Genomic DNA, 23,850 nt, shown 5'->3' on the forward strand with positions numbered 1-23,850 from the left:
GCCGGCCGTCAGGCCCGCACAGTTTGAAGGAGAAAGACGATGTTGTTCAAGACCGTTCTCGCCGTCATCGGCAGCAAGGACCAGGCGGCCGACATTCACCGGGCAATCGACGTGGCGACGAAGCTCGGCGCGCATCTGTCCGTGCTGGCGGTGGATTTGTCGCTCCCGCCGACGGTGGGTGACTATCCGGTCGGAACCGCCTGGCTGGACAATCGTGTCGAAGATATCAAGGCGCTGCATGAGGCGGCCGACAAGGCCAAGGCAGCCTGCGAAACCGCCGGCATTCCCTTCGATCTGGAGCGTTATTACACCGAAAAGGCCTTCCTCGCCGATCTCGTATTCCAGCGGTCGCTGTATGCCGATCTGGTGGTGATGGGCGACAAGACACGCGCCGTTTCGGCGATCCTCAACTCCGTCGTCGATGGTGCGGTCTTTGACGCGCAGCGGCCGATGCTGCTTTTGTCTGGTGCAGACAAGCCGGTCGAGAAGGTCAAGACCGTGCTGCTCGCCTGGAATTCGCGGGCCGAAGCCGGCCGTGCGGCCCGCGAGGCGATCGATTTCTTGAGCAATGCCGAGAGCGTGCATGTCGTCCTCGTCGATCCGGATGCCTCCTATCAGGCAAGCGGGGGCGAGCCGGGTGCGGATGTTGCGACTTTCCTCGCCCGTCACGGAGTCAGCGTCACCGTCGATCAGCTGCCGAGCGGTGGTCGTCCGGTAGAGGATATCCTGAGAAACCATGCGGTCGAGATCGGCGCCGATCTCATCGTCATGGGCGCCTATGGCCATTCGCGGCTGCGCGAGCGTGTGTTCGGCGGCGTGACACAGTCGATGCTGGAGAATCCTCCGGTGCCGGTCCTGATTGCGCGGTAATCAGCCCAGTTCGAGTGTCGTGACGCCAAAAACGAGGCGCTCTTCCAGGCGGGGAGGGGCGCCTCGATACATTCGGGCCGTGTCGAAACCGCGGGTAAAACCGAAGCCGGAGAGATGGATGGAAAACTCCGCCTGATCCTCCGGCACGTCGATGGCGAGCGGTTCATCCTTCGCCTCGCGGGCCAGCGCTGCAAACAGCCGTTCCGCCTCTTCCGACGTTTCCGCAAACAGCGGACCGATCTTGAAGCCGTCGTGACAGCAGCGCAGCACGCCGTAACCACGGATCGTATCGCCGCGTATCAGCGCGAGGGCGATCCGCGGCGGCTTCAGCCAGGCTTCGAGGAAGGCCTCGCGCGGGGCGGGGAAGGCACGGCGGTCGAAGGCGGAAATGGCCGGCAGCAGCGCATCGGTGACGGTCACGATGTCGGCGGATGCGCGCGTCAACGCCGGAAAACGGCCGCTCCAGCGCCAGGTGCGATAGGCGGGCACAAAGCCCATCGCCGCATAATTGCCCTGCTGGGCCGGCACGCCGTCAAGCCCGATCGTGCGACCGTCGAGCGAGGCCATGGCATGATCCCAGACCGCCCGGCCAAACCCTTTCCCGCGACAGTCCGGACGGCTGATGTAGAGGCCGATAAAGGCGAAGTCTGCGCCATACCGCACGGCGGAAATGCCGGCGGCCATGCGCCCCTCGCTGAAACAGCCGAAAAAGCCGCCCTGATCTGCGGCGCGAAAGGGCGCCGCATCGGCAATCCCCGGATTCCAGCCCTCCGCCTTTGCCCAGCCGAGAAGCTCATCGACCTCGGGCAACGTCAGCGGGCGGATCTCGGGTGTTGTCATGCGGTCAGCGCTTTCGGTTCGAATGGCTCCAGCAGCCCATGATAGGGTTTGGAGATGGGAAAGGCATAGGCGCCGCGTTTGGCGGTGGAAAGCCCCATGGCAATCAGCGCTTCCGCCTGCTTCACCGCCGCCGCCACGCCATCGACCACCGGCACGCCGAATTCGCGGCGAAGCTCTGCCGTCAGATCCGCCATGCCGGCGCAGCCGAGCACGATCGCCTCCGCCTTGTCCTCGCGCAGTGCTGCGGCAATCTCGTTGCGCAGCCGGTCGCGGGCGTTTGATTGCGGATCCTCCAGCGAAAGCACCGGAATATCGGCAGCGCGCACTTTTGCGCGGCCCGTCATGCCGTAACGATGCACCAGATGTTCGAGCGGCAGGCGGGACCGTTCCATGGTCGTGACGATGGTGATCCGCTGGGCGATGAAGGAGACGGAGGCAAGGGCCGCCTCACAGATGCCGATCACCGGAATGCCGGCGAGTGCGCGGGCGGCATCGAGGCCGGTGTCGTCAAAACAGGCAATGATCGCGGCGCGCGCGCCGGCCTTTTCGCCGCGGGCGATTTCCATCAGCAGGCCGGGGACGGCGAGCGCCTCGTCGTAATAACCCTCGATCGAGACCGGCCCCATGGAGGAGGTCGCGGCGATGATCTCCGTGCCGGGGGCGGCGACGCGGCGCGCGGCATCAGCCGCGGTTGCCGTCATGGTGGCGGTGGTGTTCGGATTGACCAGCAGGATCTGCATCAGCGGCGCGCCTGGTTGCGGCGGTTGAGCGCCACGATGAGGCCGAGCGTGCCGGCAATCACGAGGAAGGAGAAGATGGTGGTGACAGTGCCGAGCGCATAGAGCACCGGCGTCGTGACATTCGTCGTCATGCCGTAGATTTCCAGCGGCAGCGTGTTGTAGGTGCCGGATGTCATCAGCGTCCGGGCGAATTCGTCATAAGAGAGCGTGAAGCCGAAGAGGCCGACGCCGACGAGCGAGGGCGCGATCATCGGCAGCACGACATGGCGGAAGGTCTGCCAGGAGGTGGCGCCGAGATCGCGTGCGGCCTCCTCGTAGGAAGGCGAGAAGCGGTTGAAGACGGCCAGCATGATCAGGACACCAAAGGGCAGCGTCCAGGTGAGATGCGCGCCGAAGGCGGACGAATACCAGGCCGGCTGCAGGCCAAGCTGCGAGAATAGAACGCCGATGCCGAGCGAAATGATGATCGACGGCACAACGAGGCTTGCGACGGACAGATAGAAGAGCGGGGTCGCGCCGATGAACTTGCGGCGGAAGGCAAGCCCCGCCAGCAGTGAGACCACCACTGTCACGATCATCACCATCAGCCCGAGCGCCAGCGAGCGACGGAAGGAGCCGCCGAAATCACCCACCGCTTGGGTTTCGAAGAGGTTGGCGAACCAGTGCAGCGAGACCCCGTTCAGCGGGAAGGTGAGCCCACCGTTTTCGCCCTGGAAGGAGAGGATGACGATCGCCGAGAGCGGGCCGTAGAGAAACAGCACGAAAAGGGCAAAAAAGATCGCGAGGATGTAGAATTCGCGGGAGCGCTTGTCGGCATACATCTTAGAGCTCCTTGCGGATATCGACGATGCGCAGAATGCCCGCGACCATCATCAGAACGAGGACAAGCAGCACGACCGCATTGGCGGCGGCGGCCGGATATTGCAGAAGCGACATCTGGTTCTTCATCATCAGCGCGACCGAGGCGCTCTGGCCGCCGGACATCACCTGCACGGTGGAGAAATCCGCCATCACCAGTGTCACGACGAAAATGGTGCCGATCGCCATGCCGGGTTTGGCGAGCGGGATGATGACGTTGGTGAGCACCTGCCAGCTTGTGGCGCCGGCATCACGCGCCGCTTCCACCAGCGATTTGTCGATGCGCATCAACGTGTTGAAGATCGGCGTCACCATGAACAGCGTGTAGAGGTGCACCATAGCGAGCACGACGGCGAAATCCGAATAGAGCAGCCATTCCACCGGTTCGGAGACGATGCCGGCATTCACCAGGCCGGAATTGATCAGGCCGTTTCGCCCGAGCACCGGAATCCAGGAGATCATGCGGATGATGTTGGAGGTGAGGAAGGGCACGGTGCAGATGAGGAAAAGCACCATCTGCATGGCGGTGGTGCGGATGTGGAAGGCGAGGAAATAGGCGACCCAGAAGCCGAGGAACAACGTGATTGCCCAGACCATGGCGGCGTATTTCAGCGTGTTGAAATAGGTCTGCCAGGTAACCCAGGAGCCCAGCGTCTCCTCGTAGTTCATCAGCAGGAAATCGGGATACATCTGGGCAAAATCGTAATCCCAGAAGCTGACCACGATGATCATCAAAAGCGGCAGAGCGAGGAAACAGCCGAGGATCAGCGTCAGCGGCGTCGCCTGCAGATAGGAGGCGAACTTCGGCGAAACGCGAAAGCCCCGCTTCGGCCTCGGCGTGCCTGCGCCTATGAATCGGACTGTCGTCATTGATCGTTGTCTCCTTTGGGAATTCCCCCTCTGGCCTGCCGGCCATCTCCCCCACAAGGGGGGAGACACCATGCGGCCCGGCATTGCCCTCCATCGGAGGTTTGTCTCCGCAGTTGTCTCTGCGGAGGTCATGACCAATTGGTGCTCCTCCTTGCTCCTGCCCTGCCTTTAAGGTGAGGCGGTGCTCCGGGTTTCCCTCCCCCTTGTGGGGAGGGTGGCCGGCAGGCCGGGAGGGGACTTTCGCCTTAAGCCGCGATGAACTCGTTCCAGCGGCGGACCATGTAGCGGTCCTCGTCCATGACGGAGTTCCAGCAGGCGACCTTGCCCATGCGGTCCTCGAAGGAACCGCCGTCGCGCACGGCGCCGGCCTTTTCCATCACCTTGCCTTCCGGCGAGAGGATTTCGCCTTGAGCCGGCTTGCCCTCGATCCAGTAACCCCACTCGTCGGCGCTCATGAAGCCCTTGGCGGTTTCCATGCAGGCCGAGTAATAGCCCTGGCGGTTCAGGTAACCGCCGACCCAGCCGGACGTGTACCAGTTGATGTATTCGTAGGCCGCATCGAGCTGGGCGCCCTTCAGGTGCGCTGCGAGACCCAGACCGCCGCCCCAGGAGCGGTAACCTTCCTTCAGCGGCTGATATTTGCAGGCGATGCCCTTGGAACGGACGGCGGCAACCGCCGGCGACCACATGGACTGGATGACGACTTCGCCGGAAGCCATCAGGTTGACCGATTCATCAAAGCTCTTCCAGAAGGCGCGGAACTGACCGGCCTTCTTGGCCTTGATGAGGAAGTCGATCGTGGCATCGATTTCCGCCTTCGTCATGTTGCCCTTGTCGGCATATTTGATGTTGCCCATGGCTTCCATGATCATCGCGGCATCCATGATGCCGATCGACGGGATGTTGAGGATCGAGGTCTTGCCCTTGAAGGCCGGGTCCATGATGTCGGCCCAGGTGGTGATCTCGCGGCCGACGAGGTCGGGGCGGATGCCGAGCGTATCGGCATTGTAGATCGTCGGCATCATGGTGAACCATTCGGTTTCGCTCTTGGCGAAGGTCTTGGTGCCGGGCTTTTCGACATAACCGACGGTGTGCGGTGCGGTCCCTTGCGCAATCACGCTGTCCGGCTTCAGCTTGCCGTTCTTGAACAGCGGAACGACCTTGTCGTAATATTTCAGCTTCTTGACGTCCATCGGCTGAATGACGCCGGTCGGATAGACCTTCTTCAGGATCCAGTATTCGATGTCGGCGATGTCGTAGGAATTCGGCTGCGTCACGGCGCGCTGGGCGGCGGCGTCCGAATCCGTCGCGGTCATTTCGAGCGTGATGCCGAGGTCCTTCTTGCACTGCTCGGCGATCGCATTGATGTTCGACACGCCGGTGCCGAACTGGCGCAGCGTGATCTTCGACTGGGCCCAGATGGTGGGGAAGCCGGTAATGGCGCCGGAACCAGCGGCGAGGCCGGCGGCGGCAGAGGCGGTCTTCAGCAGGTTGCGGCGGCTGATGCCGGCCGGCTTCTTCGGTGTATCGGTCATGCCATGTTCCTCTCTTTGTGGTTTGTCAGCAGGGTCTTGTTCTTGGTTAGTGGGGTCGGCCGAGAACGATCACGTCCTCGGGCGCCCAGGACAGCTGGATGGCTTCGCCCACCTTGACGGGTGTCGCGAAGAACATCGTGTCGCTGAGGATGGCCGTGAACTCCTCGATGCCGGCGCCGGTGGCGACCAGTTTGACGGAGGAGCCGCGGTATTCGATGTTGGAGATCGTGCCGGTGAAACCGAGCCCGGTTTGCGCCACCTCACCGATCTTCACCCGGTCGGTGCGGATGGCGATGTCGGCCGGATCACCTTCCGGCGTGCCGCTCGACGGCGCCCAGAAACTGCCGCCAGCGGGAACCGACAGCACTGTTTCCGTCATGTTCGAGGTGGTGACACGACCGGAGATGACGTTGTGATCGCCCATGAAGCGGGCCACGAAGGCGGTGGCCGGCCGCTCGAAGACGGTGCGCGGCGGTGCGGCCTGTTCAATGCGCCCGTCATTCATGACGACGATGATATCGGCAAGCGCCATCGCCTCTTCCTGGCTGTGCGTCACATGCACGAAGGTGATGCCGAGCGAGGTCTGCAGCTTCTTCAGTTCCGCGCGCATGCGGATCTTCAGGAAGGGATCGAGCGCCGAGAGCGGCTCGTCGAGCAGCAGCGCTTCCGGATCGGTGATGAGGGCGCGGGCAAGCGCCACGCGCTGCTGCTGGCCGCCGGAAAGCTGCGCCGGGCGCCGGTTCGCATAGGGCTCCAGCTGCATCAGCTTCAACATCTCGAGCGCCTTGGCACGGCGGGTTTCCTTGTCGATCCCCTTCATCTTCAGGCTGAAGGCGACGTTGTCGATGAGGTCGAGATGCGGGAAAAGCGCATAGGACTGGAACATCATCGCCGTGCCGCGGGCGGCGGGTGCCAGATCGGTGACATTCTTGTTGCCCAGCAGCACATCGCCGCTGGTGATGCTTTCATGGCCGGCGATCATCCTGAGCGTCGTCGTCTTGCCGCAGCCCGAGGGGCCGAGAAGGCAGCAATAACTGCCGGCCGGGATCTTCAGGCTGATCGCGTGCACGGCCGTCGTTGATCCATAGACCTTGGTGACGGAGGCGATTTCGATCTCTGCGGCTTTCGTCATGCATGTCTCCCCTGAGGCAGACAATTCCATGCATCTGGCGTGCCAGTTCCGGTTCCTTCTGAAAACCCGGAGGATCATGCTGCATCGAAGGGCAGTGCTTCATCCGTATGCACAGAAGCAATGCAGCATCTGCACAAGAATTCATCGGATCGTGTACGATAGATGGCGTCAATCGTATTCAATTTATAAAGGCGAGACGAACGAGCCTTTGCAAACCGCACCTGTCGGGTTTACAACAATGACAGAAGCAGGATTTGCCATGAACATCAGCGAAAAGATCTCCCCCTTCGATGTCGTGCCCGATGACCGTGCGCTGGCCATCCGGGAGGCTTTGCGCAATGCCATCGTTGACCGGCGCCTGGCACCGGGCACGAAGCTTGTGGAAAGCGAAGTGGGCGATCTGTTCGAGGCAAGTCGCACCGTCGTTCGCGCCGCGCTGCAGATGTTGACCTTTGAAGGCCTGGTCAAGACGGAACGAAACCGGGGCGCTTTTGTATCCAATCCGACGCCGGAAGAGGCACGGCAGGTGTTCGCCTCACGGCGGCTGCTGGAACCCGGCATTGCGGCGGCAGCGGTCGAGCGGATCACGGATGCCGATATCGAGGCCTTCCGCCACCATCTCCAGGAGGAGGTCCGCTTCATGAACGAACGCGGGCCGTCCGCGCGCCGGGCAGAGATCAAGGCGTCCGGCGATTTTCACCTGATGCTGGCGAGTGTCGCCGGCAACCTCATCCTGCAGCGCTTCATGGATGAACTGGTGGCACGCTCCTCACTGGTGATTGCGCTCTATGGCAGCACCGGCGTTTCCCGCTGCGGCCATCACGAACATGCCGATATCCTGGAAGCGCTCGAGACCCGCAATGCCGAGCGCGCGGCGGCCCTGATGCTGCACCACATCGATCATATCGAGGCGGATCTCGACATCCGCGTGCGCGACGGGCTGGCGCTCAAGGATGCGCTGGATATCTGAGACGCGCCTCAGCTTTCGCCCCTCAACAGCTTTTCCGACCGCTTGAACAGGCCCGCCAGCCGGTCGATGACCAGGCGCATTTCCGGTCGGTGGCGGTCGTCATCATTGGCAACGATGAAAAGGGGATGCGACAGCTCGGCGATCACCGGTCCGGCGCGGCGCAGGGCGGCAAGACGGTCGCCGACGAAACAGGGCAGGACACCGCGGCCATTGCCGGCCAGAAGCAGGCGCAGCAGCAGGGGCGGTGCGTTCGTCCAGGTGGTGATATCGGCCTCGTGGTTCTGGAACACCCATTTGTCGGAGGGCGTGACCGCGCTTTCGGTGCCGATCGATGTCCAGGGCAAGGCATCCGGATCATCAATCCCGGCCGCGCAATAAACGGCATAACGCACCTCGACCGAACGGCGCACCGCGAGGTTGCCGGATTGCGGTCGGCGGCTGGTGATGCGCACATCGGTGCCGCGGAAACTGAAATCGGCTTCCTCACCGGTCGTCTTGCAGCAGAGCCGGAACGCGTCCTTTGGCTGGCGGATCTCCGGCGTGTGGTCGGCAATGAAGCCGGAAAGCCACGCATCGCTGCCGATCGAGACGATCGGCATGGTGAAGGCACGCTGGTGCCATTCGGAAATGCCTTCGGCGGCGGCGTGCATGGCGCGCACGCGCTCCATCAGCATTTCCCCATCCGGTGCGAGCCGATAACCCTGCTGGCTGCGGATGAAGAGGGCGCGCCCCATGCTGCGCTCGAGCGCCAGCATCCGCCGACCGATCGTCGGTGCGCTGAAGCCCGTGCGTTCGGCCGCACCCGCCAGCCCACCTTCGAGGGCGACGTGGAAAAACAGTTTCAGATCATCCCAGTCGGTGCGCTGCATGTGTCGAGGTTAGCAATGCAGGAATGTGCGGTCCATCGTTCATGGATGAAAGATGCCTTTCGATCGCGGCTCTACCAGAACCGGCCGCAAGGGCGCAGATGCGGCAGAGGACACGCATTGCCCGGAGGAAGACCATGCTGCTCGGCGGGATCGTTTTATGGCTGGAGCTGCGCCGCAGTGCGGAACGGTGCGAGGCTATCCGGCGCGACGGGCCGTTGATGGATCCGCTGGAACGGGCGGAATGGCGGGGCCTCGGTTTTGTCCTGCCGCTTCTCGCCTGGTTTTCAGGCGGCGGGAAACGGCGGCGGACATAAAAAAGGCCCCGAAACCGGAGCCTTCTTGTATTGCTGTCGCGTAATGGCCGTCGTCAGGCGGCGCGGCTGTAACCTTGCGCCTGGCCACCGGCTTGCGGCAGGCGGAACTGGCCGAGAAGCTGCAGCAGGGTTGCGGCTTCGGTCGACAACTGGTGGGAGGTGGCGGTTGCCTCTTCCACCATGGCGGCGTTCTGCTGCGTGCCCTGGTCGATGGAGTTGACGGCGGTATTGACCTCCTGCAGGCCGAGCGACTGTTCGCGGTAGGCTTCGGCGATCGCCTGGACGTTCGAGGTGATCTGCTGCACCTGATCGACGATGCCTTCCAGCGCCTTGCCGGTATCGCCGACCAAAGAGACGCCGTGGGCGACCTGCGCGCTCGAGGTGTTGATCAGGTCCTTGATCTCCTTGGCGGCCTTGGCGGAGCGCTGGGCGAGTTCCCGGACCTCCTGGGCGACGACGGCAAAACCCTTGCCGGCATCACCGGCGCGGGCGGCTTCGACACCGGCGTTGAGGGCGAGCAGGTTCGTCTGGAAAGCGATCTCGTCAATGACGCCGATGATCGAGGAAATCTCGCCGGACGAGGTTTCGATTGCGTGCATGGCGTCGACGGCGGAGCGCACGACACCGCCGGAGCGGCGGGCATCCTCGCCCGTCGAGGCCACCAGTCGGCGGGTTTCCTCGGCGCGCTTGGCGCCGTCGCGGACCGTTGTGGTGATTTCTTCCAGCGCTGCCGCGGTTTCCTCGATCGAGGCGGCCTGCTGTTCGGTACGGCGGGCGAGATCATCGCTCGACGAGCGGATTTCGTTGGCACCGGCGCTGATTGCGTGGGCATTGCTGCCGACAAGGTGCATCGCCTGGGCGAGCTTGTCGAGCGAGTGGTTGAAGTCGTTGCGCAGGCCGTCGAGCGCCGGCGTGAACGGCCGGTTGATGCGGTGCGACAGGTCGCCGTCGGCAAGGGCCTTGAGGCCGTTTGCCAGCGCCTGCACCACTTCCGCCAGCGCGCCGGCCTCTTCTGCCTTCAGGGCCTCGTTGGCGGCACGTTCCTGCTCCGTCATACGGCGTGCAGCTTCGGTCTTGCTCTCCAGCTCGCCACGCTCCAGCGCATTGGCGCGAAACACCTCGACGGTCTTGGCCATGGCGCCGATCTCGTCGCGGCGGTCCGTGCCTTCGATAGCCGATGTGGCATCGCCGGTGGCCAGAGCCGCCATGCGGGCGCGCAGTCTTTCCATCGGCGCGGTAATGCCGGCGCGGGCGACGTAGACGGCAATAGCGATCGTGGCGAGGATGCCGGCGAGCAGGGTGATCATGCTGCTGGTGATCACGGTGCTGGTTTCGGCGGAAATCAGCTTGCCGCCCCCTTCAACGAGGCCCGTCAGGGTCGTATTGTTGGCGCCTGACTTGCTGGAGAAAAGCGGTGACAGCTGGTCGAGCGAACGGACCAGCGCGATCGCCTCGTCATTTTTGCCGGCTTCCTTGGCGGCGACAACCTTGTCGTAGACCGCCTTGAACTGGTCCATCAGGCCGAGCAGTTCGTCAGAGGCGGGCTTCGTCTGCGGCACCATTTTCGCAATGTCGACGAGCTTTGCCTTGGCGCCGTCCAGGTTGCGCAGGAATGCGGACTTGCCTTCATTATAAGACGGTGTGCCGAGATCGTTGACGGCAACGCGGGTAATCGCGTTGATGGCCGTCCACATGCCGGCGGAGGACCGGGCGCCCAGCACGGCGGCGGTTGCCTCATTGGCAATGAAGTGGGCGTAGCGGTCGTTTACGGTGTCAAACTGGTTGCTGACATAAGAAACGCCGCCGACGGAGATGAGACCGAGAAAGATGATGACCGAGAGAATCTTGGTCCGTATTGAGAGATTGCCTAACATCAATGAACCTTCAAAAAAGAGGAAGGCGCGTTCCCGGCCCCTGCCAGCAGCACGCTCGAGGTGAAGGCAAGATCGAACGCCAATGTATAAATCCCCCAACCTATGCCCCAGACGAGATAAAGTGCTCAAAAGGTTAATCCGGCGTGTAAAAATCGAGGCAAACGGTTGTAAATCGTGACGCAAAGGCATCGGTACTGATCACGATGACGCTTTTCCGCTACACCGACTGGGCTTACAGTGATGGAACCCGAATCTGCATTATGCGTTCAGTGCCGGGCGTAGAGAAATTTGTGTGCCGGACCAGACCGGCGCCAAGGAGGAAACATGTTGAAGGTGATCCATGCCGCCGGCCTGGCCCTTGTCGTGACCGTTGCAGGTCTTGCAACGACGTCGCCCGTTCGGGCACAGGATATCGAGTTGCGCATCGGGCCGGATGGTGTGCGCCCGGTCATCCGCGATCCGCGCCAGCCGGAATATCGCGGCGATGATCGCCGCCGCCCGCCACCGCCGCCGCGTGGCTGCAGCGAACGTGAAGCCCGCGCCGCAGCGCGCGAGGCCGGTCTGCGTGATCCCGAAGTGGTGCGCGTGACCCCCGGTCGCGTCGTGGTGGAAGGTTATACCCGCCGCGGGCCGGAGCGCATCACCTTCGCCAACGAGCGTGGCTGCCCGGAACTCTGAGGCCTTGCGCCATCGAATCTGTTAAGAAGCCCGGTTCGCGCCGGGCTTTTTGCTGCCTTGAGTTTGACGCGAGACGGTGCAAGAGCTTCAGCGTCATCATCTTCTTCTCAACGTCGAGATCCTGCCCATGCCCTTTTCGCTTTCGCCTGCGGCCGTCTGGCCGATCGTGATGCTGCTTGCCTCGAATGTCTTCATGACCTTTGCCTGGTATGGGCACTTGAAGCACAAGAGCACGGCGATCTGGATCGCGATCGTCGTCAGCTGGGGCATTGCCTTCTTCGAATATTGCCTGGCGGTGCCGGCAAACCGGATCGGCTCGGAAGTCTATTCGACGGCGCAGCTGAAGACGATCCAGGAGGTCATCACGCTGCTGGTCTTCTCCGGCTTTTCGGTCTTCTGGCTGGGTGAGAATTTTACCTGGAACCACGCCATCGGTTTTGCGCTGATTGCGGTCGGCGCCTCGTTCATCTTCCGGGGCTGACCCGCGCTGTCCACGCCCGCTCGGTGGCCGGCGCCTCGTCGGTGGTGATCTGGTCGGGCTTCAGCGACATCAGCGTGGCAAACTGCTGCCATTCCGCCTCGCTGAAGCCTGTGTCCGGGTTCTTCAGGTTATAGGTCCAGGCGTCCACCCGCCGGCCGGCATCGTGGCAGAGGCCGATGAGGTCGAGGCCCTTGTCGTGTGCAGCCAGGATCAGCGGCCAGGAGAGATACACCATGTCCGGCTCGGTCGCTCCCTGAAGGTCTGTCTTCAGCTCCGCCTCCACGGCGGCGGCGCCCTGGGCGGCGAGAATCTCCACCAGCTTGTCGGTCGGGTCGATGCCGCGGGGGATTTCCGGCAGGCGCTCTTTGATCGCGACGATCAGGTTGAGATCTCCCCCCGAAACAATGATCGAGCCGCCGGCCTGTGAAAAATGCTCGGCCAGATGATCGAGCCCGCGCTCGCCGATCGTCGTCAGCCGGTCCTTCATGTCGAACTGGAGAAGGGCCTCCGGATGCGCCTTGGTCAGCAGCGAGGCCAGGTCTTCGCTGAGGATTGGCGGGGTGCCGCCAGCCTTCATTCTGAGGCTGCGGATGGTGTCGACCGCGCTTTCGCAGACCCGGCCATGCCCGGTGGTTTCGCCTTCCAGGTTCGGATCATGCAGCACCACGAACCCGCCATCGCCGCGCACCCGCAGGTCCAGTTCCATCGAGGCGCCAACGGAGAAACCGAGCGCCATGGTTTCTGCCGAAAACAGCGGCGCATCGAGGCTGAGGCGAAGGCGGTGCCATTTGAGGCGGGTGCGATGCCCGGCGTGGAACAGGTCAAGACCGGGTGCAGTGTCGCGCATGGCTGTTCGAGTATCCGTCACGTGTAATAGGTTGCGATACGGTTCGGCCCCAATTGGTGAACCGCAAATTCCGTTCCATAGATAGAGGATAAGATCTCCGGACGCACGATCTCGTCCGGGCTTCCCTGCAGGAACAATTGCCCGTCGCGCATGACAACGATGTGATCGGAATAACAGGAGGCAAAATTGATGTCGTGGAGAACCACGACAACGGTTTTTCCGAAATCGCGCGCGGCATCCTTCAGGATCTTCATCATGCCGACCGCATGGCGGATGTCGAGATTGTTGAGCGGCTCGTCGAACAGCATGTAATCGGTGTCCTGACAGAGCACCATGGCGACGAAGGCGCGCTGGCGCTGGCCGCCGGACAGTTCGTCGAGATAGCGTTCCCCGAGCGTCTCCAGACCGAGATAGGCGAGTGCCCTTTCCACATGCGCCTTGTCGTCCAGCGTCGGGCGGCCCTTGCTGTAGGGATAACGCCCGAAGGTGACGAGATCGCGCACCGTCAGCCGCGCCACGATCTGGTTATCCTGCCTGAGGACCGCAAGCCGGCGGGCGAGCGCATCGCCGGGCGTTCTGGCGACATCCAGTCCGTCGACCAGAACCTCACCTTTGTCCATCGGAAGCAGGCGCGCGACCATCGACAGAAGCGTCGACTTGCCCGCCCCGTTCGGCCCGATGATCGAGGTCAGCCCGCCCTTCGGCAGCGTCAGGCTCACGCCATCGACCACCAGCGTACCGTCATAGGCCTTGGAGACATCGCGGATCTCGATCATCGGATGGATCCCTTCAGGAGGACGAGAATGAAGAAAATGCCGCCGGCGAACTCGACGATGATCGGCAGCGCCGTGTCGAAGGCGAAGACGCGTTCCAGCACCGTCTGGCCGCCGACCAGCGTGATGATGGCGATCAGCACCGCCGCCGGCAGGATGTGCCGGTGCTTGTTGGACGGCATCACCAGATAGGCGAGGTTGGCGACCAGCAGGCCGAAGAAGGTGGCGGGTCCGACGAGCGCGGTGGAGACCGAGACGAGGACGGCGACGAGCATCAGGATCAGCATGCTGATGCGCCGGTGATCGACGCCCAGCGAGATCGCCGCCTCGCGCCCGAGTGACAGCACGTCGAGGGTGTGGAAGATCCGCCAGGCGGCGAGTGACACGAGGCCGACCAGGCTCAACGATACGCCAAGCAGATGGCTGTCGATGGTGTTGAAATTGGCAAACAGCCGGTCCTGCAGCACGACGAAATCATTCGGATCGATGATCCGCTGCAGAAAACCGGAGAGGCTGCGGAACAACACGCCGAAGATGACGCCGGCAAGCAACAGCAGATGGATGCTTTTCAGCGCGCCGGAAAACAGCAGCTGGTAGAGGGCCGCCGAAAACACCATCATCACGCCCACTTCGATGACGAAGAGCAGGCGCCCGTCCAGAGCGGAGACCGCCGTGGCGCCGAGCACCAGCACGAGCAGCGTCTGCAGCAGTCCGTAGAGACTGTCGAAACCCATGATCGAGGGGGTGAGGATGCGGTTGTTCGTCACCGTCTGAAAGAGCACGGTCGAGATCGCGATGGCATAAGCGACCGTTGCCATGGACAGAAGCTTCGTGCCGCGGAAGGAGAGGATGAAGGACCAGCTGCCGCGGGCGCCAAGCGTCATGAAGGCGACGGCGCTCACAATCGCCAGCACCGCAAGCAACGACAGCACGAGGGCAGGGGAGCGGCGGCTTTTCCCTCTAGGCGGCACGGGTTTTCCTCCTCAGGATGAGGTAGAGGAAGAAGGCGCTGCCTATGACGCCGAGCACGGCGCCGACCGGGATCTCGAAGGGCGCAATGACGATCCGTCCGACCATGTCGCAGACAAGCACGAGGCCGGCGCCGAGAATGGCGATCCAGGGGAGCGTCCGGCGCAGGCTGTCGCCCATCAGCATGCTGACGACGTTAGGAACGATGAGGCCGAGAAACGGAATGACGCCCGCCGTCACGACCACTGAGGCGGTGACCATGGAGACGATCACGAGGCCGAAGGTCATGATGCGCCGATAGTTCAGGCCGAGATTGGTGGAGAATTCCTCGCCGAGGCCCGCCAGGGTGAAGCGGTCCGCCGCGACATAGGCGGCAACCGTCAGCGCAAATCCCAGCCACAGGATCTCGTAACGGCCGCGCAGCACGGCGGAGAAGTCGCCATTGTCGAAGGCGGCGAGCGACTGCATCATGTCCAGCCGATAGGCGATGAAGGCGGAGATGGAATAGATCACCCCGCCCAGCATCAGGCCGACCAGCGGGACCATGACAATGGAGCGGAGCGGGATCCGCCGCAGGATGGCGAGGAAAAGTGCTGTTCCGGCAAGCGCGAAGGCGGAGGCAAACAGCATTTTGCCGATCACCGGCATCGAGGGCGAGACGATCAGTGCGACCAGCATGCCAAGCCCCGCCGATTCCACCGTGCCGGCGGTGGAGGGTTCGACAAACCGGTTGCGTGCCAGCATCTGCATCAGCGTGCCCGAAACGGCAAGACCGGCACCTGCCAGCATCAGGGCGATGGTGCGCGGCACCCGGCTTGCCCAGATGACGAGCATGGCCTTCTCATCCGCCGTGCCGCTCAAGACGGCGAGCGGCGACACCTCGCTGACGCCGAGAAACAGGCTGGCCAGGGCAAGGGCCGCAAGGGCGATCAGCGCAAGGACAAGACGCATGACGTTCATTAGACCGGGCGATGGACCGCTTGCGGCTGCCAGCACCCTTCAAGAAGGGCGCATTGGCGCACGGTTTGCCCCGGTGCTTTCCTCAGTTCCTGGCCTCAGTTCTTGGCGAGCGCCGTGGCGAGCTGGTCGATGGTCTTCTGCATGGCGGTCAGACCACCGCCGACGATATACATCGCGACCCCGTCCATGTAGACGACATGGCCGTTCTTCCAGGCCTTGGTCTGGCGCACGATCTCGTTGTCGAGAAGCGCGCTCGCCGCCTGTCCCTCACGGCCGACGGCGGCATCGCGGTCGATGACGAACAGCCAGTCCGGGTTCTTTTCCAGGATGTATTCGAAGGAAATCTGCTGGCCGTGCGTATCGGCCTGGATGGTGCTGTCGGCGGGCGTCATGCCGTAATCGGTAAACAGCGCACCGAAACGCGAGCCGGGACCGTAGGTGCTGATCTTGCCGCCGGTGGTGAGGATCAAGAGGCCCGTGCCGGCGCCCTTCGCCTTCTGGCGGAGCGCCTCTTCGGAGGTGTTGAGTTTTGCCAGCGCCGCATCGGCCTCCTTCGCCTTGCCGAACAGTCCGGCAAGCGTACGGACGTTTTCCTCGGATTGGGCGAGGAACTTCGCGCCGTCGACGGACATGTCGATGGTGGGGGCGAGCTTCGACAATTCCTTCAGCTTGGCGGCGGAGCGGGCGGAGACGATGATGAGATCCGGCTGAAGCGCGGCAATCGCCTCGTAATCCGGTTCGAACAGGGTGCCGACCTTCTCGACATTGTCGGCCTGGTATTTCTTCAGGTAGTCCGGCATGGGCGCCTTGGGAACGCCGGCAACCGGGATGCCGAGCGCATCCAGCGTATCGAGCGTGGCGAGGTCGAAGGTCACCACCGTCTTCGGCGCCGCCTTCAGCGTGGTCTCTCCCTGCGCATGTTTGATGGTGATCGGATCTGCGAAGGAGGGGAGAGCGGACAGCGCCAGCGTCACGGCGGCGGCGAGCAAGGCGAGCGGCCGGGCGGAGATCCTCATCGTCATCGGATTATCCTTTGTCCATTCCTGCGGTGCCGCGGGTTCACGCAGCCGCCGAACGTTGATAAGTTGAGAAGTCTGGTTCACTTAGTTAAAGCGGGACGACGACGTCAAGAAAGAACTTATGCCGTCCATCACAACCCGGGGAGCGACCATGCGCTGTCCCATCTGATCCACACGCCCTTGCGCGATTAAAAGAGGCCGCAAAGGGCCAGAACGAGGAATGCATGACACCCTGCGCCATCAGCCGCCGAAGCCTGCTTACCGGATTGCCCTTATTGATGATGCCCACGCTGACCAACGCGCAGATGCGCGTCGCCGACACCACACTTGCCATCCTCACCGCCAATCCGCCCAGCCATCATCTGGAGGATCGGGTCGTGAGCCTCGGCAATGGCCGCCGCTTCCGTATCTTCCGGGCGATCCCGAAGAAACGTGCGCCGGCGGCCGGTTATCCCGTGCTGACCTTGCTGGACGGCAATGCAATGTTCGATGACCTGACGGTGGGCCTGCTTGCGGCCTGCCCGGATCTCGTCGTGATCGGCCTCGGTTACGATACGCCGCGCAAGTTTGCGCAGGACGAACGGTCGCTCGATTACACCCCAGCCAAGACCCTCGACGGCGGCCCTTACGCCGATCCGAGCCGGCAGGGCCGGATCTATGGCGGCGCATCCGCCTTCCTCGATATGGTGATCGGCGAGCTGCGGGCCGCGTCGGAGGCTGGGATCGACATTGATCCGCGGCGACGGCATCTCGGCGGGCATTCTTTCGGTGGGCTTTTCGCGCTCTATACCCTGTTTCGGCGGCCCGATGCCTTTGCCGGTTATGCGCCGGTCAGCCCGTCGCTCTGGTGGGCGAGGCAGCAGATGGCGCAGCTTGAGGCGAAGGCCGTTTTTCCTGCGGATCAACGTCTCAAACTTTTCGTGGCGCTCGGCGACAAGGAGCAGCGTTCGAACGACAAGGGTCCGCCGCCGACGGGGCCTGCTCCGGAGACCATGGAACTGATCCAGCGCCTTTCGGCCCGCCCGCAGTTCAGCGTCAGCGCCATGGTGCTGAAGGATCATGTGCACGGGGCAACACTTCTCGGCGCGCTGCCGCATATGCTTGCCTGGGCGAACGGATAGAGATCGACGGGCGGGTGCTTCTGGAACATCGGCCTTGGCCTCCAGTTGGGGTGACTTCTCCAACTTGAAAGGTTTTCCATGACCCAGAATTACCCAACGCCGCCGTTTCAGCAGAGCAAGATCGCGATGCCGGGCCTGACCCGGGAGATGCAGCCGGTGCCGGACCACGGCGAACAGTCCTATCGCGGCTCCGGTCGCCTGACGGGCAAGAAGGCGGTGATCACCGGTGGCGACAGCGGGATCGGCCGTGCGGTTGCCATCGCCTTCGCGCGCGAGGGCGCCGACGTGCTGATTGCCTATCTGGAGGAGGACGAGGACGCTCAGGAAACCCGCCGCCACATCGAGGAAGCGGGGCGCAAGGCCGTGCTCGTCTCCGGCGACCTGCAGTCGGCCGACCATTGCCGCCAGGTGATCGACAAGGCCGTCTCCGAACTCGGCGGGGTCGATATCCTCGTCAACAATGCCGCCCACCAGGCGAGCTTCCCTTCCATCGAGGAGATTTCTGACGAGGAGTGGGAACTGACCTTCCGCGTCAACATCCATGCGATGTTCTATCTGACGAAGGCCGCGGTCAAACACATGAAGCCGGGCAGCGCGATCATCAACACCGCCTCGATCAATTCCGACAGCCCGAACCCCTCGCTGCTCGCCTATGCAACCACCAAGGGGGCGATCCAGAATTTCACCGCTGGACTTGCCCAGTTGCTGGCGGAAAAGGGTGTCCGCGCCAATGCGGTGGCGCCGGGTCCGATCTGGACGCCGCTCATCCCGTCGACGCTTCCGGAGAAATCGGTGAAGAATTTCGGCAAACAGGTGCCGATGCAGCGCCCCGGCCAGCCGGCGGAACTCGCCACCGCCTATGTGATGCTTGCCGATCCGCTGTCGAGCTATGTATCCGGTGCAACCATCGCAGTTACCGGCGGCAAGCCGATCATCTGATCATTCGCGGCACGGACCTCTTCCCATAAGGGGAGGGGGTCCGGGGTGCCTCGACCAACACGGTCTGCGGTAAAGTTTGTCCTATTCATACATGGGCACGAAGCTCGGCGTTATCTGTCTGTTTGCGGATTGGATGATCGCGCATCAACAAGCTCATTCCGTCGTCATCCTCGGGCTTGACCCGAGGATCGCTACAACTACTGACATTCCAAATTGCTCGTGGCAGCAGGACTTTGCGTGATGGATCCTCGGGTCAAGCCCGAGGATGACGATGGAGGGCAGGGAATCCCCCCCCCCTCAGCTATGGCGCCCCACATGGCGGGCGAGATCCTCGAATGTCACCTCGGCGCCCTTTTCCGCCGCCTCGTTGGCGGTGAGGAGAAGACGGATGGGGAAGGCAACTGCCTTGCGGTGCGAATCGGACACGGTTGCCGGCTGCGGATCGCGCAAGACCGTCCGCTCGGTCTCCAGCAGCATTTCGCGGATTTCCTCATGCGTCAAAAGCTGTTTTTCGACGAGCAGGCGGTTCATTGCGGCAACCGCCAGATAAAGGCCTTCAAGCTGCGGGTTGGCTGTGTTCATTCCTTCACTCCGGTTGTGTCGTTGCGGGCAGCACGGAGGCGACGTTTTCGTCGATCAGGCGCGCGCCGCGCTGGCGGGTCAGGTAACGCCAGATCCACTGGATGGTGACGAGCAGGCGCTTTTCGAAATTGACGAGCAGGTAGACGTGAACGATCGCCCAGAGCAGCCAGGCGAGGCGGCCCTTCAGCTGCCAGCGGCCGAAATCGAAGATCGCCGCGTGCCGGCCGATGACGGCGGTGTTGCCGCGGTTGTGGAAGTGGAAGGCGCCCGGTTTGCGACCGTCGAGAAGCTCTGCCCGCAGCGCCTGGCCGAGAAACTGCCCCTGTTGCTTGGCAACCTGGGCAAGCGCCGGCAGCGGCTTGCCGTCCTCGCCGAGCCCGAGCGCGGTATCACCGATCGCAAAGATGTCGGCAAAGCCCGTGATGCGCAGATCCGCATCGACGGGAATGCGCCCGCCCGCCTTGCCTTCGATGTTCAGCCAGCCGGCAGCGGGCGAGGCTTTGACGCCGGCCCCCCAGATGACATTGCCGGTCAGGATCGTGCGGCCGCCGGCGACGACGCGGTCGCGCGTCACCTCTTCGACACGTTCGCCCGTCATTACCTCGACGCCCATCTTCTTGAGTTCGGTCGCGGCATAGGTGGTGAGCTTTTCCGGGAAGGCGGCGAGAATGCGCGGGCCGGCCTCCAGCAGCAGGACGCGGAAATCCTCGGGCGCAAGCCTGCGGAAATCGCGGGTGATCATGAAACGCCCAAGCTCCGCGATCGCGCCGGCCATCTCGACGCCGGTCGGTCCGCCGCCGATGATCACGCTGGTCAGAAGCGCCTTCTTCTCTTCGGAGTCGGTGGACAGTTCCGCGCGCTCGAAGGCGAGCAGCAGGCGCTGGCGGATCAGCCGTGCCTCGTGGATGGTCTTCAGGCCCGGTGCCGCGGCGCGCCAGTCGTCATGGCCGAAATAATTGTATTCGGACCCCGTGGCGATCACCAGCCGATCATAGGGAACGGGCAGGCCATGGTCGACCAGCACGGTTCGGGCTACCGGATCGATGCCGTGCACGTGCGCCAGCATCACCTTGATGTTGCGATAGCGCCCAAGCGAACGGCGGATCGGCTCGGAAATATCGGCTGGCGAAAGGGCTGCTGTCGCAACCTGATAAAGAAGCGGCTGGAAGAGATTGTGGTTGCGCCGGTCGATGACGGTGACGTCGATCACGCTGTTGCCGAGTTCGCGGGCGACCGCCAGGCCGCCGAAACCGGCGCCGATGATGACGACGCGTTGCGGTCTTGCGGGGGCGGCGCGCTGGTCTGTTCCGCCTCTCAAGATCGCCATGTCGGGATTGATGCTCATACACTCGTCCTTTGCCGCGCCGGTGGTTCAAAGACCGCGCCCTTCGGCTGAACCGCTTGATCTGCCGAAGGTTCCGCCGAGAGGGTGCGGAACCAACACGGCGGGTTTGCGTTTTTCAACCGGAACAACATGGAGCGTGAAAATGAACAGCATCGTTTGGCTCGTGGGAGCTGTCGTCATCATCATCGCCGTTCTCAATCTTGTCGGTTTTGCCTGAGCGGCACGACCATCACCCCAACCAGGAGGGACTTATGAACAACATCGTCTGGCTCGTCGGCGCCGTCGTCATCGTGATCGCGGTTCTGTCTTTCGTCGGGATCGCCTGATCCCGCCACTGCACCCTTTAAAAAAGGCGCTCGCGTTCACCCGCGGCGCCTTTTTTCGTGTCTGCAGTCCGGCCATGAGAGGTGCCGAGGGATCTGCCTGCCGCTCCCTTTTGTGGAGAGGCAGGCGATTTCGTCAGTTTTTCACGAGCACCGAAAACGGCGCCTGCTGCAACAGATCTTCCAGCTTCAGTTCGGCGCCTGCCTCGACCGGGTTGCCGCTCATCAGGTCTCGGTAGCCACCGCCGCCGAAGGCTTCGTCGAGAGCGATTGTGGTTCCCGCCCAGAAGGAGGCGTCCGGCAGGCCGGTCGCGTCCTGGATCGCGCCCAGCATCAACCGCGGGGCGATCACCACCACGCGCTTGTCATGCAGACGACGGCCGAAGGCGACGATGTGGTCTGCCGCCTTGCCCCTGACGGTGAGCGGCACGTAGTCACCTTTCCGGAAAAGCTCCGGCTGCTCACGGCGCAGCGGCAGGATTCTGGCGATCACCTGCTGTTTCAGCCGGCCGTCCAGCCAGAGTGCCGGGTCCGAGGTCTCGGCACTCTCGTCGAGGCCGGCGGTCAGGCGGGCAAAGTCCGGCATGCGGCGGTTGTCGGGATCGACCAGGCTGAGGTCGAGACTTTCGCTGCCCTGATACATATCGGGAATACCGGGGGCGGTGAGCTTGATCAGCGTCTGCGTGAGGCTGTTGACGGCGCCAGCGAGAAAGAGCGCATCGAGCCGACTGACGAAATCGCGCCGGAACTCGGCAGCCTCTGGTGAAAACAGGTGTCTGGCATAGGCCGTCACCGCCTTTTCATACCCCTGATTCTGCTCGTTCCAGCTGGTCCGCAGTTTGGCTTCGCGCAACGACTTTTCCAGATAGGGGAGGAAACGTTCTTCCAGGGCCTTCAGGCCTTGTCCGTCATCCGGCCCGAGATCGTCCGGCCACACGCCGATCAGTGCCTGATAGATCAGCCACTCGACGGCCGGCTCCGGCGCGTCGCCATCGTTGAGGGAGACGACAGCCGGACGGTTCATCCGGCGCCAGTCGTCCAGTGCGGCGCGCCAGAGATCGGGCGCTTCCGACAGCGCATAAAGACGGGCGCGGGCATCCTCGCCGCGTTTGGTGTCGTGGGTCGAGGTGGCGGAGAGCCCGGCCGGCTGGCTGTCCTGGCGTCCTTTCATCTCGGCATGGAAGGCGTCGAGGCTGAAGCTTCGGCCATGCGGCTCCGAGCCCACCTCGTTCAGCGCGATCAGCGGGTTCAGGCGATAAAACAGCGTGTCTTCGATGGATTTCGCCATCAAGGGTCCGGTCAGTTGCTGAAAGCGGGTGCGGAACATCCGGGCGCCGGCATCCGAGGCCTGGTTCACGTCGCCAATGAGGATGCGACCGAGGAAGGTCAGCGCCTCCGGTTTCGGCGGGTTCGGGCCCCGGCGCACCTCATCCATCACGTCGGTCAGCCGCTGGCGGTCGGCGAGTTCCAGGCCGATCTCGTTGCCATAGGTGCGGTAGATCGGAAAGGCGATCAGCAGTTCGCGCAGGGCCTTGGCGAGATCCTCCTCCGAGAGGTCGCGCGCCTCCGCGTGGCTGGCCGCGATTTCGCACGCAAGCTCCAGCAGCCGCAGGCCTTCGCCCTCGAAGTTGACATCCGCCATCAACCCCTTGGCGGCGCGCATCTCGGCCTCGAAATCCACCGGTTTGCCGGTGACATCCGCATAGTGACGGTTGAAGGTCTCCACGGCCTCAGGGGCCAGAAGCACGTCGGAAAGGGCTGCAATGAACTCGTAACCGGTGGTGCCGGAGATCGGCCAGCGCGAGGGCAGATGTTCGCCGTCTGCCAGGATCTTCTCGACGATCAGGTAACAATCCGGCCCGACCGCGAGCCGCAGCCGGTCGAGATAAGCGCCCGGATCGGAGAGGCCATCGACATGGTCGACGCGCAGCCCGTCCACCTTGCCCTCTTTGACGAGGTCGAGGATCAGGCCATGGCTTGCCTCGAACACTGCCTGGTCTTCGACGCGCAGGCCGGCAAGACCGGTGATTTCGAAGAAGCGGCGATAGGTGAGGTCACGCGGCGCATCGCGCCAGGAGATCAGCCGGAAGGGCTGGGCCTCGTGCAGGGCCTGCAGTTTTCGGTGATCCTTCGCCTGTTCGACAAGGGCCGCGTCCAGCCGGTCGGCATCCGGACCGTCTGCAAGTCCCCGTATCGCCTCGTGAAAATCCTCTTCCCGTTCGGGGTCGGCCTTTGCGGCCAGCGCGCGGATCTCGTCTGCCAGCGGCAGATCGACGCCGTCCATCGCTTGGGCATAGGTGGAGGGGGCGAGCGGATAATGGCTGTCGAAATAACCGAGCGCCAGGCAGCCGGCCTTGCGGTCGAAAACCAGTGTCAGATCCCCGTCCGCCAGCACTTTTGCAAAATCATCGCCGAGGAAGGGCAGGGTCAGACGTTTTGTCCAGTTGACGTCGAAGAAGCGGGCGTAACGGCTGTCGCGCCCCCATTCGATGATGCTGCGCCACCAGCGGTTTTCCAGTCCCGCCGCCATGTGGTTCGGCACGATATCGAGGATCAGTCCGAGGCCGGCCCCTCTCAGTGCTGTGGACAGCCGTTCGAAACCCTCGCGCCCACCAAGTTCGGGATCGATCTCGTTGGCGTCCGCCACGTCATAACCGTGCGTCGAATCCGGGGCCGCGGTGAAGATCGGCGAGGCGTAGAGATGGCTGATGCCGAGCCGCTTCATGTAGGGCACGAGTTCGACGGCGCGGTCGAAGGTCATGCCGTTGCGAAACTGGATTCGATAGGTGGAGGTCGGGATCGACACGCTGGGCTTCTCCTGCGGATGCGGGGTGGAAACGGGACACCTCCCAACGCAAGCGGGAGTGTCCGGTTCCAGACGCACCGCCGCCGCCTCAAAATTGCGCGGCCTGCGACGCAGGCATTAAGTCGGGTGGTGCTG

24 protein-coding genes are annotated in these 23,850 nt (G+C 63.2%); 8 read left to right on the forward strand and 16 right to left on the reverse strand.

What is annotated here, in order from left to right; genetic code table 11:
- Nucleotides 1-39: 39 nt before the first annotated feature.
- The gene (locus OU993_RS20990; protein ID WP_268160744.1) at nt 40-870 is read left to right on the forward strand and encodes a universal stress protein; all 831 of its coding nucleotides are present in this window, start codon (nt 40-42) and stop codon (nt 868-870) included.
- Here the strand turns inward: OU993_RS20990 and OU993_RS20995 are convergent, their stop codons facing one another.
- The 6 genes from OU993_RS20995 to OU993_RS21020 all read right to left on the reverse strand — a co-directional run bounded on the left by OU993_RS20995 (nt 871) and on the right by OU993_RS21020 (nt 6,845).
- On the reverse strand, nt 871-1,710 hold the full coding sequence (locus OU993_RS20995; protein ID WP_268160747.1) for a GNAT family N-acetyltransferase: 840 nt from the start codon (nt 1,708-1,710) through the stop codon (nt 871-873).
- On the reverse strand, nt 1,707-2,450 hold the full coding sequence (locus OU993_RS21000; protein WP_268160749.1) for an aspartate/glutamate racemase family protein: 744 nt from the start codon (nt 2,448-2,450) through the stop codon (nt 1,707-1,709). The genes OU993_RS20995 and OU993_RS21000 overlap by 4 nt, the downstream gene beginning before the upstream one ends.
- A complete protein-coding gene (locus OU993_RS21005) occupies nt 2,450-3,271 on the reverse strand; it encodes an ABC transporter permease (protein WP_268160751.1) in 822 nt (273 codons plus the stop codon). Before OU993_RS21005 ends, OU993_RS21000 begins: the two co-directional genes overlap by 1 nt.
- Nucleotide 3,272: 1 nt before the next feature.
- Nucleotides 3,273-4,178, reverse strand: a complete 906-nt coding sequence (locus OU993_RS21010) for an ABC transporter permease (RefSeq protein WP_268160753.1) — start codon at nt 4,176-4,178, stop codon at nt 3,273-3,275.
- 245 nt (nt 4,179-4,423) lie between these two features.
- Nucleotides 4,424-5,713: an ABC transporter substrate-binding protein gene (locus tag OU993_RS21015; protein WP_268160755.1), complete on the reverse strand. Its 1,290-nt coding sequence runs from the start codon at nt 5,711-5,713 to the stop codon at nt 4,424-4,426.
- Between the two features lie 46 nt (nt 5,714-5,759).
- The gene (locus OU993_RS21020; RefSeq protein WP_268160757.1) at nt 5,760-6,845 is read right to left on the reverse strand and encodes an ABC transporter ATP-binding protein; all 1,086 of its coding nucleotides are present in this window, start codon (nt 6,843-6,845) and stop codon (nt 5,760-5,762) included.
- 259 nt (nt 6,846-7,104) lie between these two features.
- Here OU993_RS21020 and OU993_RS21025 point away from each other — a divergent pair, with 259 nt between their 5' ends.
- Entirely contained in the window at nt 7,105-7,815 is a 711-nt protein-coding gene (locus OU993_RS21025; protein ID WP_268160758.1) for a GntR family transcriptional regulator, read from the forward strand.
- Nucleotides 7,816-7,823: 8 nt separating this feature from the next.
- On the opposite strand, the gene OU993_RS21030 is transcribed toward OU993_RS21025, so the two are convergent.
- Complete coding sequence (locus OU993_RS21030; RefSeq protein ID WP_268160760.1) at nt 7,824-8,684, reverse strand: LysR family transcriptional regulator; 861 nt, start codon at nt 8,682-8,684, stop codon at nt 7,824-7,826.
- Nucleotides 8,685-8,818: 134 nt separating this feature from the next.
- Here OU993_RS21030 and OU993_RS21035 point away from each other — a divergent pair, with 134 nt between their 5' ends.
- Nucleotides 8,819-8,998, forward strand: coding sequence for a hypothetical protein (locus OU993_RS21035; protein WP_268160762.1), 180 nt, complete (start codon nt 8,819-8,821; stop codon nt 8,996-8,998).
- Between the two features lie 53 nt (nt 8,999-9,051).
- Here OU993_RS21035 and OU993_RS21040 read toward each other — a convergent pair whose 3' ends face one another.
- Nucleotides 9,052-10,872 (reverse strand): methyl-accepting chemotaxis protein, encoded by a 1,821-nt coding sequence (locus OU993_RS21040; protein ID WP_326493860.1) that lies wholly within the window; start codon nt 10,870-10,872, stop codon nt 9,052-9,054.
- A gap of 324 nt (nt 10,873-11,196) precedes the next feature.
- Between OU993_RS21040 and OU993_RS21045 the strand changes: the two genes are divergently transcribed.
- Nucleotides 11,197-11,550 (forward strand): hypothetical protein, encoded by a 354-nt coding sequence (locus OU993_RS21045; protein ID WP_268160763.1) that lies wholly within the window; start codon nt 11,197-11,199, stop codon nt 11,548-11,550.
- A gap of 127 nt (nt 11,551-11,677) precedes the next feature.
- Nucleotides 11,678-12,031 carry a DMT family protein gene (locus OU993_RS21050; RefSeq protein ID WP_268160765.1) on the forward strand — a complete coding sequence of 118 codons (354 nt, stop codon included), beginning with the start codon at nt 11,678-11,680 and terminating at the stop codon, nt 12,029-12,031.
- Here OU993_RS21050 and OU993_RS21055 read toward each other — a convergent pair.
- From OU993_RS21055 to OU993_RS21075, 5 genes are all read right to left on the reverse strand, one after another.
- The gene (locus OU993_RS21055; protein ID WP_268160767.1) at nt 12,015-12,878 is read right to left on the reverse strand and encodes a glycerophosphodiester phosphodiesterase; all 864 of its coding nucleotides are present in this window, start codon (nt 12,876-12,878) and stop codon (nt 12,015-12,017) included. The genes OU993_RS21050 and OU993_RS21055 overlap by 17 nt on opposite strands.
- Before the next feature lie 17 nt (nt 12,879-12,895).
- Nucleotides 12,896-13,654, reverse strand: coding sequence for an iron ABC transporter ATP-binding protein (locus OU993_RS21060; RefSeq protein WP_268160769.1), 759 nt, complete (start codon nt 13,652-13,654; stop codon nt 12,896-12,898).
- The gene (locus tag OU993_RS21065; RefSeq protein WP_268160771.1) at nt 13,651-14,622 is read right to left on the reverse strand and encodes an iron chelate uptake ABC transporter family permease subunit; all 972 of its coding nucleotides are present in this window, start codon (nt 14,620-14,622) and stop codon (nt 13,651-13,653) included. The genes OU993_RS21060 and OU993_RS21065 overlap by 4 nt, the downstream gene beginning before the upstream one ends.
- Nucleotides 14,612-15,580 carry an ABC transporter permease gene (locus OU993_RS21070; RefSeq protein WP_268160773.1) on the reverse strand — a complete coding sequence of 323 codons (969 nt, stop codon included), beginning with the start codon at nt 15,578-15,580 and terminating at the stop codon, nt 14,612-14,614. Before OU993_RS21070 ends, OU993_RS21065 begins: the two co-directional genes overlap by 11 nt.
- 95 nt (nt 15,581-15,675) lie before the next feature.
- Nucleotides 15,676-16,602: a siderophore ABC transporter substrate-binding protein gene (locus OU993_RS21075; protein WP_442793021.1), complete on the reverse strand. Its 927-nt coding sequence runs from the start codon at nt 16,600-16,602 to the stop codon at nt 15,676-15,678.
- Between the two features lie 275 nt (nt 16,603-16,877).
- Here OU993_RS21075 and OU993_RS21080 point away from each other — a divergent pair, with 275 nt between their 5' ends.
- A complete protein-coding gene (locus OU993_RS21080; RefSeq protein ID WP_268160775.1) occupies nt 16,878-17,720 on the forward strand; it encodes an alpha/beta hydrolase in 843 nt (280 codons plus the stop codon).
- 126 nt (nt 17,721-17,846) lie between these two features.
- Nucleotides 17,847-18,659 carry an SDR family oxidoreductase gene (locus tag OU993_RS21085; protein WP_442793030.1) on the forward strand — a complete coding sequence of 271 codons (813 nt, stop codon included), beginning with the start codon at nt 17,847-17,849 and terminating at the stop codon, nt 18,657-18,659.
- A gap of 297 nt (nt 18,660-18,956) precedes the next feature.
- On the opposite strand, the gene OU993_RS21090 is transcribed toward OU993_RS21085, so the two are convergent.
- Nucleotides 18,957-19,241 carry a hypothetical protein gene (locus OU993_RS21090; protein ID WP_268160778.1) on the reverse strand — a complete coding sequence of 95 codons (285 nt, stop codon included), beginning with the start codon at nt 19,239-19,241 and terminating at the stop codon, nt 18,957-18,959.
- 4 nt (nt 19,242-19,245) lie between these two features.
- Nucleotides 19,246-20,586, reverse strand: a complete 1,341-nt coding sequence (locus OU993_RS21095; protein ID WP_268160779.1) for an NAD(P)/FAD-dependent oxidoreductase — start codon at nt 20,584-20,586, stop codon at nt 19,246-19,248.
- Nucleotides 20,587-20,786: 200 nt separating this feature from the next.
- On the opposite strand from OU993_RS21095, the gene OU993_RS21100 reads away from it, so the two are divergent.
- Complete coding sequence (locus OU993_RS21100; RefSeq protein WP_268160781.1) at nt 20,787-20,912, forward strand: hypothetical protein; 126 nt, start codon at nt 20,787-20,789, stop codon at nt 20,910-20,912.
- Between the two features lie 133 nt (nt 20,913-21,045).
- Here OU993_RS21100 and treY read toward each other — a convergent pair whose 3' ends face one another.
- Complete coding sequence (gene treY, locus OU993_RS21105) at nt 21,046-23,715, reverse strand: malto-oligosyltrehalose synthase (RefSeq protein WP_268160783.1); 2,670 nt, start codon at nt 23,713-23,715, stop codon at nt 21,046-21,048.
- Between the last annotated feature and the right edge of the window lie 135 nt (nt 23,716-23,850).

It is taken from the genome of Rhizobium sp. SL86, assembly GCF_026672545.1.
In the GTDB taxonomy this organism is placed as follows: domain Bacteria; phylum Pseudomonadota; class Alphaproteobacteria; order Rhizobiales; family Rhizobiaceae; genus Neorhizobium.

Bases quoted from the DNA above. Each gene is read 5' to 3' on its own strand.
- OU993_RS21040 (WP_326493860.1), bottom strand. From the start codon at position 10,872: ATGTTAGGCAATCTCTCAATACGGACCAAGATTCTCTCGGTCATCATC.
- OU993_RS21000 (WP_268160749.1), bottom strand. From the start codon at position 2,450: ATGCAGATCCTGCTGGTCAATCCGAACACCACCGCCACCATGACGGCA.
- OU993_RS21020 (WP_268160757.1), bottom strand. From the start codon at position 6,845: ATGACGAAAGCCGCAGAGATCGAAATCGCCTCCGTCACCAAGGTCTAT.
- OU993_RS20990 (WP_268160744.1), top strand. From the start codon at position 40: ATGTTGTTCAAGACCGTTCTCGCCGTCATCGGCAGCAAGGACCAGGCG.
- OU993_RS21085 (WP_442793030.1), top strand. From the start codon at position 17,847: ATGCCGGGCCTGACCCGGGAGATGCAGCCGGTGCCGGACCACGGCGAA.
- OU993_RS20995 (WP_268160747.1), bottom strand. From the start codon at position 1,710: ATGACAACACCCGAGATCCGCCCGCTGACGTTGCCCGAGGTCGATGAG.
- OU993_RS21030 (WP_268160760.1), bottom strand. From the start codon at position 8,684: ATGCAGCGCACCGACTGGGATGATCTGAAACTGTTTTTCCACGTCGCC.
- OU993_RS21015 (WP_268160755.1), bottom strand. From the start codon at position 5,713: ATGACCGATACACCGAAGAAGCCGGCCGGCATCAGCCGCCGCAACCTG.
- OU993_RS21005 (WP_268160751.1), bottom strand. From the start codon at position 3,271: ATGTATGCCGACAAGCGCTCCCGCGAATTCTACATCCTCGCGATCTTT.
- OU993_RS21010 (WP_268160753.1), bottom strand. From the start codon at position 4,178: ATGACGACAGTCCGATTCATAGGCGCAGGCACGCCGAGGCCGAAGCGG.
- OU993_RS21060 (WP_268160769.1), bottom strand. From the start codon at position 13,654: ATGATCGAGATCCGCGATGTCTCCAAGGCCTATGACGGTACGCTGGTG.
- OU993_RS21050 (WP_268160765.1), top strand. From the start codon at position 11,678: ATGCCCTTTTCGCTTTCGCCTGCGGCCGTCTGGCCGATCGTGATGCTG.
- OU993_RS21025 (WP_268160758.1), top strand. From the start codon at position 7,105: ATGAACATCAGCGAAAAGATCTCCCCCTTCGATGTCGTGCCCGATGAC.
- OU993_RS21035 (WP_268160762.1), top strand. From the start codon at position 8,819: ATGCTGCTCGGCGGGATCGTTTTATGGCTGGAGCTGCGCCGCAGTGCG.
- OU993_RS21070 (WP_268160773.1), bottom strand. From the start codon at position 15,580: ATGAACGTCATGCGTCTTGTCCTTGCGCTGATCGCCCTTGCGGCCCTT.
- OU993_RS21075 (WP_442793021.1), bottom strand. From the start codon at position 16,602: ATGACGATGAGGATCTCCGCCCGGCCGCTCGCCTTGCTCGCCGCCGCC.
- OU993_RS21080 (WP_268160775.1), top strand. From the start codon at position 16,878: ATGATGCCCACGCTGACCAACGCGCAGATGCGCGTCGCCGACACCACA.
- OU993_RS21045 (WP_268160763.1), top strand. From the start codon at position 11,197: ATGTTGAAGGTGATCCATGCCGCCGGCCTGGCCCTTGTCGTGACCGTT.
- OU993_RS21090 (WP_268160778.1), bottom strand. From the start codon at position 19,241: ATGAACACAGCCAACCCGCAGCTTGAAGGCCTTTATCTGGCGGTTGCC.
- OU993_RS21055 (WP_268160767.1), bottom strand. From the start codon at position 12,878: ATGCGCGACACTGCACCCGGTCTTGACCTGTTCCACGCCGGGCATCGC.
- OU993_RS21095 (WP_268160779.1), bottom strand. From the start codon at position 20,586: ATGAGCATCAATCCCGACATGGCGATCTTGAGAGGCGGAACAGACCAG.